The sequence below is a fragment of the Nostoc sp. CCY0012 genome (assembly GCF_963920855.1).
Lineage (GTDB): Bacteria > Cyanobacteriota > Cyanobacteriia > Cyanobacteriales > Nostocaceae > Cyanocohniella.
Window position 1 is genome coordinate 1 of sequence record NZ_CAWUDM010000161.1, and the last position, 10,008, is coordinate 10,008.

Consider the following 10,008-nt stretch of genomic DNA (forward strand, 5'->3'; position numbering starts at 1 on the left):
TGGTAGGTGTTTTTCAGTTTACCTCCAAACAACACCAATTAGATAGCTAGGGGATGGCCAGTATCTCTACCTTAATTCCAGTTGAGTCCAACAACGCCCAGGCAATCAACGGCATTTCTCCAGAACTAACCCAAGCAGCATCTCCTATTTATCAGCGCTCCCTTGCACTTTTGCGAGAAATATCCGCTATCGCTGATTATGCAGTTGCTTTTAATGCCGAGTTTGATTCTGGCGTGGTGAATCAATTCTTCCCTGGTTTGATTAGTCAGCCCTGGTTGTGTGCCATGCGTGATTTTGATTGGGGATATCACAGTATTAATTCGCACGGTGCTTACAAGCTGACTGACCTAGCCCTTTGGCTGGGGATTGGTATCAGCACTGTCCATCGTGCCGGGGACGATGTTCGGTTGTTGGTTGAATGCTTAAATCGCCACAAAAACTTACAAAAACTGGTTGAGGATGCAATCGCCCTTGCTGAATCACCGATGCTAGAAATCAAAGCACTAGTTAGTTACGATGATCGCCACAAAGCGAGTAAGGCTAAGTTTGCGTGGGATGGCGAACGCAAAATTTGGTACAAATCAATCCGCGAGTGTTTGTTGGATGATTTCATTCAGTCGCTGGATTTTGATGTGAGCGTTGTTTGAATAGGCAGAGAGATACAGTTAAAACAATTCAAAAAAGGTCAAAGGAGAAAACAATGTCTATAGAAAAGCCTGATTTAGAATACGATTATTCGTGGGAAGAAAACGAAAATGAAAGTTGGCTTTGGATTGCGGAAGTGACAGAGCCAGGACTTCCTGAACCTCATTGTTATTCATATGTGTTTAGTGTTAGAGGACAAGAAGCCATAGACCTCATTGAAGTATTCAATTCTTTATCTGGTGTAGAAGCACAAGAATATGCCAAGAAACTAGTTTATGGCTAGTTATAAATAAATCTTTTCATTTTAGATAGGAAGGCAGTTTCATACTGTCTTTCTTTTTTTTTAACACCTTAAACCCATGAACAAAATCACCCACCAATTAACCCAAACAGAACATTTAGAACACATTCAAAAAATCGAAGTAATAACCAGAAGACGACGTACTATGAAGCGATTAAAATCACGTAGTTTCATTAACCAAACCCTGACCAGATTTGCACTTTACTCGATTGTCACCACTGGATTTTTAGGAGTAGCTGCATTGGGCTGTTGGGGATTTGAAATCATTGACGCAAACTCCAGAGCAACAATACTTCGGGGGCATGACTGGCAAGCACAGAAGAATATTTGCTTAGGAGGCATGGCAGTAACATTCTCTGGATTTCTGGGGAGTGCTTTGCTGGGGGCTTGTTTGAGTGGGGATGAGTAGTGTCAAAAGAATCCTAACAATGCAAATGATATTAACAACATTTGAAATTCGAGAAATTCTTCAGGGCTGCCAACAGACTCTGCGGCTCGTTCAAAGTATGGAAGAGTATCGTCATATTGAGGCTTCTGGTTATTTCGTAACTTCAAATGACGTGGTGCTAAACGATGCTGTGAATGCTTTGTTTGAAGTGATTACGGCGATAGAAGAATACGAAGGAATCACACAAAAGGAGAGGTGTTAAATGGAGCAAGAAATTAAAGAAGCTATTGGTTTGAGTAGTCCCCAACTGCAACCCGAACCGGAGCCAAAACCAGAGCCGCAGCCGGAAATTACTATCTACGATTTTGCAAAAGTTTTGGCTGAAAACGAACCACCTAAAAACAAATAGGAGCAAGAAAATGACATTAACTTTAGACAAATCCACCCAAAGCAAAGAATCTAATTTAACAAAAGCCTTGCGAGAGATACACGAACTGCAATCACAGGTTGAGCAACTAAAGCAGCAGCATCAGAATTATGTGCGATCGCAGCAGAGGTTGATTAGTACTATTGCCGAAATCTGTATTTCTCCAATGCAGGAAGTCGAAGCCTTGCGGATTCTCGTATGCAAGGGAGAGGCTGAGTGTCGGCAGTATTTGCGGTTGCTGCTGGTGAAAAGACAGTCGGCGAGTAAAAACTAGGCGCTCAGTGATTCTGGCTCTGTATCAGCTATTTCTAGAACCCGATGTAACCAATCTTGAGTCTGTGTCTGTGCAACTCGCTTTTGTTCTTCATCTGACCAAATTTTGTCCCATTGAAATAGCCAATGAGTTAAAACCCGACCCAAGTCAACCAACTCTGCGGCTCGGTCAATATCGTCAGCTTTTACCATGTCGGGAACAGTCCACTCAAGAAAGTAACGACTTTCTTTTACCAGAGGTATCATCACATCCTGGGATGATGTCTCAGTCCACAAAGACTGAATTTGTGACAGGTGTGCAGCTAAATGATGCAAGCGAGTAGAAACATCATCTTGCATAAAAATTTGTTGTTCTGGTGTCACTTCAATCATGTTTTGACCTGCACTTACGCTGATATTTTTTCACCAACCGCTTGATAAATGATTTGTTGCTTGAGCGAATCTGCTGCTACTGCGGCAATAGTTTCCCAATCTTGAGGTGTCAATAATAACTCTAATAACTCACGTAATATTTTGTGATTGGATATGAACTCCTCACCATAAAGTTCATCATTTCTGAGAGCCAAAAGTAGAGATTGTCTTATTTCTGGTGTAGGCAATCTCAATTTTTCAAGTATTCTTTCTCTTGCTGTTTTAACAGCTATTTTTGTAGCTGTACCTAAATTCCAGTCATTAAGTAGCAGTCGGACTTCTTTATTCAGAGAGATACGTAACGTTGTTAAACGCCCCATTAGTTCACCCGTTAGCATGAGGTCGCCAAATGCACTTCCCCAATCTAATCCAGCACCAATATGACCGCCGACAAGCTCCTCAGCTTCCACAGCTTGCCGTAAATATTCTTCATCAACTAATAAATCCATAGGACTTACTTGGTTATTTTGGGCAGGGTTATTGTGATTTTCATTAAATTCGTGCTGATTCATTTACCTAACACCTCATCTAGAAGAACGCCAAATTCCGTACTCAAAATAAATCAAGTCATCATAATCTTCATCTTCACCCACATCAATCATGCCTTGGAGATCATAAAACTGTTCGGCTCCAGGTAATGAGTGTAAACCTACTCTACCTTCATAACCCAGTTCTAAACTACGGGTTCTAGCAAAGATTAACAGTGCAGTGCCAACACCTTTATATTTAGGTGGACGTTGGATCATCTCACGATTCCAAGGTGCAGAGGCAATGCCATCAACATAAACTAACCGTTGACCCTCTGCCAAGCGTGAACCGTGCAGTTGAGTTTCAATGATCATTAAACCCTGGGTTTCACCTTCGTACTCGATAGCATAACCTTCCCGGTTTGCTTGTCTGCTGATGATGAACTCAAGCTTAAAATCCCAATCCCAAAACTTATCCTCTTGCCCGAATAATCTTAATTGTTCTTTCCACTGTAAGGTGTAATCGTCGGCGTGTTTTTGTGTCAAGTCTACCAAATCTGCTTCTACAGTCATGCTATCTTGACCGCGAATTAGTCTGACGGTAGAGGAGCGTGACATCATAAATTAGTATTGTGATCGTTTTGTTGCAGCCAACTTAAAATAGTCAGTGCTAACTCCCAAGATTCATTTCTATTCCATGTTGGCAAATGATGAAGTATGCGCCCTTTGATTGATTCTGGATTTTCTAATTCTCCGCTACGGGCAGCAACAGCCTCCTTAACAAGTTGCCCTAAAGTGGCAGCTTGATTGTTTCGATAATCAGGTTGTTTCTTGATTTCATCAATAATCCAGTCAGGGACTGTAATCGTTTTAAATCCTGGTTTTGGCATACGTAGCTAAAGAATTAGTTTTTTGATATTACGGCACTTTACGTCATATATGCAAACTTTTGTGCGGTATAGTATGGTAAAGAAGGCCATTTAAATTTAATTGGTAGTCAACCTTTCTAACAGGAAGTAAGTTTATGAAGCAACACACATATATATTTGAGGAGTTAGATCCACTAGTTTTTTGTCAAACTTGGGGATTAACTTATGAAGAAGCATCCCAATATTTAAAAATTAAAGCCAGAACCATTGCAGCATACGCGTGTCACGGTAAAGTAACAAGACGTAATCCATCTTCCAGGGTAAAAGCTCTGGCAGCCATGCAGCACAATCTTTGGATTCAAGAAGGCAAGCAACCTATAGATAGTAGTCCGTTGTTAGCCATTGCTTAATCAGCAATGAATCTATATCTTGAGTTAAGTATTGAAACTGTGGAAAGATAAAATGGCGAAAGGATTTGGAGTAAAAGCTGAAGAACAACTGGGCTACACACTGCTTTTAGTACCTGAAGTTAAAGCTTATGCCGCCAGATTTTCTCTGGATTACTTTAATCAGAACAATAAGCAAAATGGTGAAGAATTCATTGGCATAACAAGTATGCTGGAAGAAGCTCAGATATGGAAAAGTATTAGGCAAGCTAAACAGGCAATAGACAAATACGCTGATTTTTTAATTTCACGGGCTGAGAATGGCTCACCAGTACGTGTAGAAGTTAGACGAGTAAAGCGAAAAAGTAGTGGCGATTTAATAAATGAGCTAGTCGAAGAAATATTTTTAATAGCTGAAGATAATATTTTAAAATCCATGGATTAAAATTTTTAATAAATTATCAACAAAGTTGTCAACAAAGTCCATTGCCCACCAAGTGTGGGTATTTTAATATTTAGATATGGTTCAACAGTTCGACCCACCAATGGAGAAAATCAGCATCAAACAATGCCGAAGTTTACTGAAGATTCAATCTAAGGACACCATCAACAAATATTTGAAGGCTTTGAATTTTTTTGGAAACAAGTACCTGAGTTGGGAACAGGTGCAAAAAATTTTAGAACTGCAAATATTTTTAGGATTAAAACACGGGAGAAATAGCAAGGAAGACTTCTGCCAAATGACCCGTGAGCAGATTGAACAGACGTTTCAAAGCTATGGAGTTGACGTAAATGCCAGATTATCAGCATTAAAAAAGATACATAGAGACTCAGTACAGCAAAAACCAACTTGTGTGTCAATTACTTAAAAAAATGCCCTGCGGAATTAATGCAGATTACAGCCAAATACATCTGACAGATAAGGATTAATCAGGTTTTTGCCCTCAATAACAAACTACATTCATCCTGCTGAATTTACCAAAAATAGACTTTTCAAAGATTGCCAAAAACCATAGATTTATGTACTACTGTGACACTACAAAGCTGAAATGCTTACTAGAAAAGGGTTCAGCAGAACGTTAGGAAGCTGAGTGTACATAATCTGATTCTCAAACCCCGGAAAGTGGGTACATTTTTTCTTGTAGAAGCGGTGAATGTAGTACAAACGACATAAGTACAGATATCCAAATATACGGAGATAGCATAATGTGTACAGGAGAGAGAAATACACCAAAACAACTATTGATGGTGCAACTGAAACAATAGAAAAAGAAGAAAGAAACTCATCAGGTTTGTTAGAATTTTGTGGAGCGATAATCGCAATTACACTCTCAATATTGACAGCCGCTTTGATTTTGCAAAGCTTTAACCATGCCAGTAGTATTAGAAGATTGGATAAGCCTTTCAATCAACCTGAGAAATATTTGTGAAAAGATTCGTGGATGTAAAATCAGCGATCGCACATGGTATGACTGGGAGCATTTAGCGGGAGCTAATTACCCACAAGGGAAGAGAATATCAGCTCGTACATACACCCAAGAGCAGACAAAAATGCTGTTGTGTTTGGCATGGTTAAGGAAGGAGAACCCACGGCAAAAAGTCACTTATAGAAGCCTGAGAGATTATTTTCAAGCCAATGAATATAAGTTGGAGGAGGTATTTGATAAGTATTGCGAACAGGTAAATGCAGGTGAAGTATTTGTCGCAGATGAAGTCAAAGCCTCACTAGAAAAAATCGCCTTAAGAGAGGTAAAGAAATGCTGCGATAGGATAATGAACCGTAAGCTTTCGAGAAATTGTTGGGCGAGTTGGAAACAGTATTTGGGGATTCCCAAGTATGAAAAGTTTGTAGATGAAGGAACTGCCTCGCTGTTAACGTACATGGCGTGTTGGAGGCATGATAATCCAACCAAAAAGTTTCCATTAGTGCGTCAATTGATAGTAATGATGACGAGTGCATCACGTCGAGCGATGACGCTGGAAACAGCATCGAGTGCCAAAATGTGGCATCAATGGCGAATGCGGGGGTGTAAAGGTAAAGACTTACACAGGTATTTGGCGATGTGCGGTTACAAGGTGTCGCTGCGGACTTTGTATAAGTGGGGCAATTTCAGTCAGCGAAGGCATTATTCAGTATCAGAGTTGCAAGAGTGGAAGGTAAAAGCTGCAAATCGGAGGTGCGCGTGATTCGACTATTGGATGGATTCAATAATGTTTTGTCCTTCACAATAAATTTTGTGTTGTGCGGAGAATATTGCAATTTTAACTAAGGATGGAGAAAAGGTATGGCAGCACGTAAAGGTGAATTGAGTGTACAAGGAACAGAAGCACAAACATCAATAGAGCCACAATCAAGAAAAATAACTAAGGGCAGGGAACAAAAGATAGTGCCAGTACCAAGTGCTTTTGCGCTGGTGATTGAGCAACTAGAAATAGCTTTTGACGAAGATTTGCGTTTAGCAATTTTTGAGCGATTAGTACGAGAGCAACAACAGATTGCTCAACAAGTAACAGAAGAAGAAAAGCTAACTAAAGCGCTAGAAATCGCTAGATTAGAAGCAATTGAACAGGCAAGAGAAAAAGGGAAAAAATCAGCCAGGGCAGAGATAGCACAAAGAAAAAGAGAAAAATTAGCAGTTGTCCAAAAACAGTTCATCGAAGTAGACCTCGAAAAACTGATTGATAGTTGTGACTATTTGCCTTATGAAACGATGAAACAAACGATAGATGGATTCGCAGCCCAAGTAGGTGTGAAATTGGAGTGGAGAGAATTAGATGATGGACAATTCGAGTGCAACGCCACTGTCGCCTGAAATACAAGAGTTTATCGACACAGTAAATCAGGGAAAGGGGTTTAATGCGGTAACTGAAATCATCAGCGAGGAAGTACAACGTCAACTCGAATCGCACTTACTGAATTTTCAGAATGCGATCGCCCAGTCAAACTTAGCAGCAATTGAGGTGATGGCAGAAGAATTGCAGAAAATAAAACAGGAATCTGCAACGTTAAGCGGGGTGATGGAAAGATTAACCGCCGCCGTCGCTCCCGACCTCCCAACGACCGAGGATGAAGTTGTGAGTTTTCAGCAAGCGATTAATAATCTGGAGCAATATGGGGCAATTATTCCCTCGAAAGCAGATATTGTAGCGGCTCAATTTCGACTCAAAAACCAACGGGCTTGGTCATTGGTGTGGCAAGCTGTAGCCAAACTGTTGATCAAGAAAGTAGAAAAAGCATTTGCACGTAAAGACAAGAAATCTGATCCACTAGAAGAAAAATTCAAACAACTGGAGGACGAATTTTGAAAACAGCGTATTTTCACCGAGCGTACTGGTGCTATGAGAATAATTTAGGAATTGCCAAAATTCATCATGAACCACTGGGGATTTTGGCAATATTGTTTGAAAATGGCGTTCCTGTGGTCAATGTAAATTTCCTCAAAAAAGACGAATTTTCGTACTACTGGCAGAAGTATAAAAAACAAGGAATCACGTTACATCTAGGAATGAAAGTGGGGATTGATACTGAATTAACCAGGGTAATTGAGAAAGAGAATATTTTCAAATTTCCTGAGATTAATTTAGAAGTCAAGTTAGAAAATAATGTCCGTTATTTTCGTTCACTAGATGGCGAATGGACAGAATTTGATGATGATGTGTTTGTCGAATATAAACCCTGTGATTCACTAATAGACGTGAGGTAATCATGGTCAGAGGATCTAAGCCAGAAGCCCCAAAGGATGGCGCATTAAACCTGTCTGATTTAGGTGGAGATGTCAGTAAAGCAATAGTATTTCCAGATTCCCACTTTGGTCTAGAGTCAGCAGTATGGGGAAATGCCCAACGCATTGCTGATATGCTGCCTGTGGATGTGAAAGTCTTTGGTGATTTGACAGAAGAAGATATTGCTGATGCGTTAGACAAAGCCAAAGGCGCAGAATTTCAGTCAAAAAAATGGACGGAATACTCCTCAACTATTAGTCGCTACCTCAAAGCTTTGTACAAAGTACGTGAGAAGCAAGCTGAAGTCAGTGAGAATGTTGCCGAAGCCAGAGTACAACACGCTGAATTAGAGAAGAACTTAGGGACATCTTTAGCTAATTTAGAGTCGAAATTCAGACAAATTGTAGGTGGTTCACGTTCAGCGATCGCCGGAGTACAAGATGACCTGACTATTAGTTTAGGTAAAATTGCTGACCAGCATTCTGAGTCTAAAGCCAAGAAACAACAGAAGCTACAAACTGAAAAAGCTCAAAAAGAACCGACTCCATACGAAGAACAAACCAGCAATTTGGTGACTAGATTCCAAGAACTCAGGAATGCTCGATATTCAGGTACTCCGGGAATTACACAACGAATTAGGCAGGGGGCAGGGAGCAGGGGGCGGGGAGAATAAGAATAGAAATAAATGAGTAGTTTTTGGTATAAAAAATGAAAAAAGAACCCATTAAAAGTCATGAAGATTTGGAAGCATACAAAATGGCATTTGATACAGCTATGAAAATATTTGAACTTTCAAAAAAATTTCCCGTTGAAGAGCGTTATTCCTTAACTGATCAGATTCGTAGATCATCTCGTTCTGTATGCGCTAACCTAGCTGAAGCATGGAGAAAGCGTCGCTACGAAGCTGCTTTTATCGCTAAGTTAAATGATAGCGAAGCTGAGGCAGCAGAAACTCAAACTTGGATAAAGTTTGCAGTTAAATGCGGTTATCTAGATGTAGAGAAAGGTAGAGAATTTTATGGAGCTTACAATCAAATTTTAGGCATTCTTGTCACCATAATTAATAACCCTTCACCTTGGATTATAAAACGTTAATTTCTTCTCCCTGCTCCCTGCTCCCTGCTCCCTGCTCCCTGCTCCTTATTCTTCTTTAAATATGTCCCAGATTTGTAGATTACTAATTTGGATATGCGGGTTTGTCATAGCCAGTGCGATCGCACAATTGATCAGCTTATTACCGTGGTCAGCACTGGTGATTGGAGTTGCTGCCACTATCACTTACTCTCAAGGTAAAAGTAGTAGAGATATGCTGCTACAGGTAATTGCCACTGGTTTAGCATTTGGGTGGTTAAAATGTTACTTCCTTGGATGAAAATTGGGGCAAGTGGGGTAGTGGCGGTAATCCTAACACTATCCTCTGACCCCAAAGAATTGAAACTATTTATACCTGCAAATTTAATAGCGGTCGCACTCTCCGGTTATGCAGGTGTGGAACTACGAAAACTACAAAGACATTACGAAGACCAAGAGCGACAAGAAGATATGCTGGCCGCCTTAAAAGATACTCAGGCGGAGGAGCAACTGCAATATCTAACTAGTGCTGCCGAAAGAAAACGGTTGTACGAGGAATCGGACAAAGAAACTGAACGGCAACTGAAACTATTACAACAGACAGCACCCTTGTTCAATGAGGTATTGGCAGTTACAGGACAAAGTGGGGCAGTCAATCGCATGGCGTTAGGCATGATCCAAAATGGTGAAGGATTGGGAAATGTGCTACTGGCCACCTCAGAAGCAGAAATGCAGCTAGAGCAAGCAAAAGTGCAAGCCCAAATTCATCAACGCCAGTTGGAATTGCAAACCCAACAAACACAACGGGTACTCAAAGATGCTCATGCTGAAATCGTAACGGTGGCTACTCCTGGTACAGCAGTATCTACTGAGCCATCACCATCACCAAAAATGGAAGGCTTGAAAAAAGCAGCCAAGGTAGTTGGACTAGAAACCCAATGCTTAAGAGTTGATAAAGCACCCAGCTACGAGAGGTTAATATTCTCGGTAAGAACAATACTGTAGCCAAATTACGAGGGTTCAATGGCTGTAGAAGCATTGTGAATA

General features: G+C 40.5%; 21 protein-coding genes. 17 read left to right on the forward strand and 4 right to left on the reverse strand.

Annotated elements, in window-relative coordinates:
- Positions 1-53: 53 nt before the first annotated feature.
- The 6 genes from ACM0OS_RS26950 to ACM0OS_RS26975 all read left to right on the forward strand — a co-directional run bounded on the left by ACM0OS_RS26950 (position 54) and on the right by ACM0OS_RS26975 (position 2,035).
- Complete coding sequence (locus ACM0OS_RS26950) at positions 54-647, forward strand: 3'-5' exonuclease (RefSeq protein WP_414546249.1); 594 nt, start codon at positions 54-56, stop codon at positions 645-647.
- Positions 648-700: 53 nt separating this feature from the next.
- Positions 701-928, forward strand: coding sequence for a hypothetical protein (locus ACM0OS_RS26955; protein ID WP_414546250.1), 228 nt, complete (start codon positions 701-703; stop codon positions 926-928).
- Between the two features lie 76 nt (positions 929-1,004).
- Positions 1,005-1,355 (forward strand): hypothetical protein, encoded by a 351-nt coding sequence (locus ACM0OS_RS26960; protein WP_414546251.1) that lies wholly within the window; start codon positions 1,005-1,007, stop codon positions 1,353-1,355.
- A 19-nt stretch (positions 1,356-1,374) separates the two neighbouring features.
- Complete coding sequence (locus tag ACM0OS_RS26965) at positions 1,375-1,596, forward strand: hypothetical protein (RefSeq protein ID WP_414546252.1); 222 nt, start codon at positions 1,375-1,377, stop codon at positions 1,594-1,596.
- Entirely contained in the window at positions 1,597-1,743 is a 147-nt protein-coding gene (locus ACM0OS_RS26970) for a hypothetical protein (RefSeq protein ID WP_414546253.1), read from the forward strand.
- A gap of 10 nt (positions 1,744-1,753) precedes the next feature.
- A complete protein-coding gene (locus tag ACM0OS_RS26975; RefSeq protein ID WP_414546254.1) occupies positions 1,754-2,035 on the forward strand; it encodes a hypothetical protein in 282 nt (93 codons plus the stop codon).
- On the opposite strand, the gene ACM0OS_RS26980 is transcribed toward ACM0OS_RS26975, so the two are convergent.
- Genes ACM0OS_RS26980 through ACM0OS_RS26995 form a run of 4 tightly spaced genes read right to left on the reverse strand, consistent with a single transcriptional unit; the run spans position 2,032 to position 3,802 of the window.
- The gene (locus tag ACM0OS_RS26980) at positions 2,032-2,406 is read right to left on the reverse strand and encodes a hypothetical protein (protein ID WP_414546255.1); all 375 of its coding nucleotides are present in this window, start codon (positions 2,404-2,406) and stop codon (positions 2,032-2,034) included. The genes ACM0OS_RS26975 and ACM0OS_RS26980 overlap by 4 nt on opposite strands.
- A gap of 14 nt (positions 2,407-2,420) precedes the next feature.
- Positions 2,421-2,957 carry a hypothetical protein gene (locus ACM0OS_RS26985; RefSeq protein ID WP_414546256.1) on the reverse strand — a complete coding sequence of 179 codons (537 nt, stop codon included), beginning with the start codon at positions 2,955-2,957 and terminating at the stop codon, positions 2,421-2,423.
- A 12-nt stretch (positions 2,958-2,969) separates the two neighbouring features.
- Positions 2,970-3,533: a GNAT family N-acetyltransferase gene (locus tag ACM0OS_RS26990; protein ID WP_414546257.1), complete on the reverse strand. Its 564-nt coding sequence runs from the start codon at positions 3,531-3,533 to the stop codon at positions 2,970-2,972.
- The gene (locus ACM0OS_RS26995; protein WP_414546258.1) at positions 3,530-3,802 is read right to left on the reverse strand and encodes a hypothetical protein; all 273 of its coding nucleotides are present in this window, start codon (positions 3,800-3,802) and stop codon (positions 3,530-3,532) included. The genes ACM0OS_RS26990 and ACM0OS_RS26995 overlap by 4 nt, the downstream gene beginning before the upstream one ends.
- Positions 3,803-3,936: 134 nt before the next feature.
- Here ACM0OS_RS26995 and ACM0OS_RS27000 point away from each other — a divergent pair, with 134 nt between their 5' ends.
- The 11 genes from ACM0OS_RS27000 to ACM0OS_RS27050 all read left to right on the forward strand — a co-directional run bounded on the left by ACM0OS_RS27000 (position 3,937) and on the right by ACM0OS_RS27050 (position 9,966).
- Positions 3,937-4,191, forward strand: a complete 255-nt coding sequence (locus ACM0OS_RS27000; RefSeq protein WP_414546259.1) for a hypothetical protein — start codon at positions 3,937-3,939, stop codon at positions 4,189-4,191.
- Positions 4,192-4,243: 52 nt separating this feature from the next.
- Positions 4,244-4,612 carry a hypothetical protein gene (locus ACM0OS_RS27005; protein ID WP_414546260.1) on the forward strand — a complete coding sequence of 123 codons (369 nt, stop codon included), beginning with the start codon at positions 4,244-4,246 and terminating at the stop codon, positions 4,610-4,612.
- A 76-nt stretch (positions 4,613-4,688) separates the two neighbouring features.
- On the forward strand, positions 4,689-5,036 hold the full coding sequence (locus ACM0OS_RS27010; protein ID WP_414546261.1) for a hypothetical protein: 348 nt from the start codon (positions 4,689-4,691) through the stop codon (positions 5,034-5,036).
- A 502-nt stretch (positions 5,037-5,538) separates the two neighbouring features.
- A complete protein-coding gene (locus ACM0OS_RS27015) occupies positions 5,539-6,354 on the forward strand; it encodes a hypothetical protein (RefSeq protein ID WP_414546262.1) in 816 nt (271 codons plus the stop codon).
- 98 nt (positions 6,355-6,452) lie between these two features.
- A complete protein-coding gene (locus ACM0OS_RS27020; protein ID WP_414546263.1) occupies positions 6,453-6,980 on the forward strand; it encodes a hypothetical protein in 528 nt (175 codons plus the stop codon).
- Positions 6,943-7,473 (forward strand): hypothetical protein, encoded by a 531-nt coding sequence (locus tag ACM0OS_RS27025; protein ID WP_414546264.1) that lies wholly within the window; start codon positions 6,943-6,945, stop codon positions 7,471-7,473. The genes ACM0OS_RS27020 and ACM0OS_RS27025 overlap by 38 nt, the downstream gene beginning before the upstream one ends.
- Entirely contained in the window at positions 7,470-7,871 is a 402-nt protein-coding gene (locus ACM0OS_RS27030; RefSeq protein WP_414546265.1) for a hypothetical protein, read from the forward strand. Before ACM0OS_RS27025 ends, ACM0OS_RS27030 begins: the two co-directional genes overlap by 4 nt.
- A gap of 2 nt (positions 7,872-7,873) precedes the next feature.
- The gene (locus ACM0OS_RS27035) at positions 7,874-8,563 is read left to right on the forward strand and encodes a hypothetical protein (RefSeq protein WP_414546266.1); all 690 of its coding nucleotides are present in this window, start codon (positions 7,874-7,876) and stop codon (positions 8,561-8,563) included.
- Positions 8,564-8,598: 35 nt separating this feature from the next.
- Positions 8,599-8,985, forward strand: coding sequence for a four helix bundle protein (locus ACM0OS_RS27040; protein ID WP_414546267.1), 387 nt, complete (start codon positions 8,599-8,601; stop codon positions 8,983-8,985).
- A 61-nt stretch (positions 8,986-9,046) separates the two neighbouring features.
- Complete coding sequence (locus tag ACM0OS_RS27045) at positions 9,047-9,262, forward strand: hypothetical protein (protein ID WP_414546268.1); 216 nt, start codon at positions 9,047-9,049, stop codon at positions 9,260-9,262.
- Positions 9,244-9,966 (forward strand): hypothetical protein, encoded by a 723-nt coding sequence (locus ACM0OS_RS27050; protein WP_414546269.1) that lies wholly within the window; start codon positions 9,244-9,246, stop codon positions 9,964-9,966. The genes ACM0OS_RS27045 and ACM0OS_RS27050 overlap by 19 nt, the downstream gene beginning before the upstream one ends.
- Positions 9,967-10,008: the final 42 nt, after the last annotated feature.

Coding starts and splice junctions, on each gene's coding strand:
- ACM0OS_RS26950 (WP_414546249.1), top strand. CDS start 54: ATGGCCAGTATCTCTACCTTAATTCCAGTTGAGTCCAACAACGCCCAG.
- ACM0OS_RS26955 (WP_414546250.1), top strand. CDS start 701: ATGTCTATAGAAAAGCCTGATTTAGAATACGATTATTCGTGGGAAGAA.
- ACM0OS_RS26960 (WP_414546251.1), top strand. CDS start 1,005: ATGAACAAAATCACCCACCAATTAACCCAAACAGAACATTTAGAACAC.
- ACM0OS_RS26965 (WP_414546252.1), top strand. CDS start 1,375: ATGCAAATGATATTAACAACATTTGAAATTCGAGAAATTCTTCAGGGC.
- ACM0OS_RS26970 (WP_414546253.1), top strand. CDS start 1,597: ATGGAGCAAGAAATTAAAGAAGCTATTGGTTTGAGTAGTCCCCAACTG.
- ACM0OS_RS26975 (WP_414546254.1), top strand. CDS start 1,754: ATGACATTAACTTTAGACAAATCCACCCAAAGCAAAGAATCTAATTTA.
- ACM0OS_RS26980 (WP_414546255.1), bottom strand. CDS start 2,406: ATGATTGAAGTGACACCAGAACAACAAATTTTTATGCAAGATGATGTT.
- ACM0OS_RS26985 (WP_414546256.1), bottom strand. CDS start 2,957: ATGAATCAGCACGAATTTAATGAAAATCACAATAACCCTGCCCAAAAT.
- ACM0OS_RS26990 (WP_414546257.1), bottom strand. CDS start 3,533: ATGATGTCACGCTCCTCTACCGTCAGACTAATTCGCGGTCAAGATAGC.
- ACM0OS_RS26995 (WP_414546258.1), bottom strand. CDS start 3,802: ATGCCAAAACCAGGATTTAAAACGATTACAGTCCCTGACTGGATTATT.
- ACM0OS_RS27000 (WP_414546259.1), top strand. CDS start 3,937: ATGAAGCAACACACATATATATTTGAGGAGTTAGATCCACTAGTTTTT.
- ACM0OS_RS27005 (WP_414546260.1), top strand. CDS start 4,244: ATGGCGAAAGGATTTGGAGTAAAAGCTGAAGAACAACTGGGCTACACA.
- ACM0OS_RS27010 (WP_414546261.1), top strand. CDS start 4,689: ATGGTTCAACAGTTCGACCCACCAATGGAGAAAATCAGCATCAAACAA.
- ACM0OS_RS27015 (WP_414546262.1), top strand. CDS start 5,539: ATGCCAGTAGTATTAGAAGATTGGATAAGCCTTTCAATCAACCTGAGA.
- ACM0OS_RS27020 (WP_414546263.1), top strand. CDS start 6,453: ATGGCAGCACGTAAAGGTGAATTGAGTGTACAAGGAACAGAAGCACAA.
- ACM0OS_RS27025 (WP_414546264.1), top strand. CDS start 6,943: ATGATGGACAATTCGAGTGCAACGCCACTGTCGCCTGAAATACAAGAG.
- ACM0OS_RS27035 (WP_414546266.1), top strand. CDS start 7,874: ATGGTCAGAGGATCTAAGCCAGAAGCCCCAAAGGATGGCGCATTAAAC.
- ACM0OS_RS27040 (WP_414546267.1), top strand. CDS start 8,599: ATGAAAAAAGAACCCATTAAAAGTCATGAAGATTTGGAAGCATACAAA.
- ACM0OS_RS27045 (WP_414546268.1), top strand. CDS start 9,047: ATGTCCCAGATTTGTAGATTACTAATTTGGATATGCGGGTTTGTCATA.
- ACM0OS_RS27050 (WP_414546269.1), top strand. CDS start 9,244: ATGTTACTTCCTTGGATGAAAATTGGGGCAAGTGGGGTAGTGGCGGTA.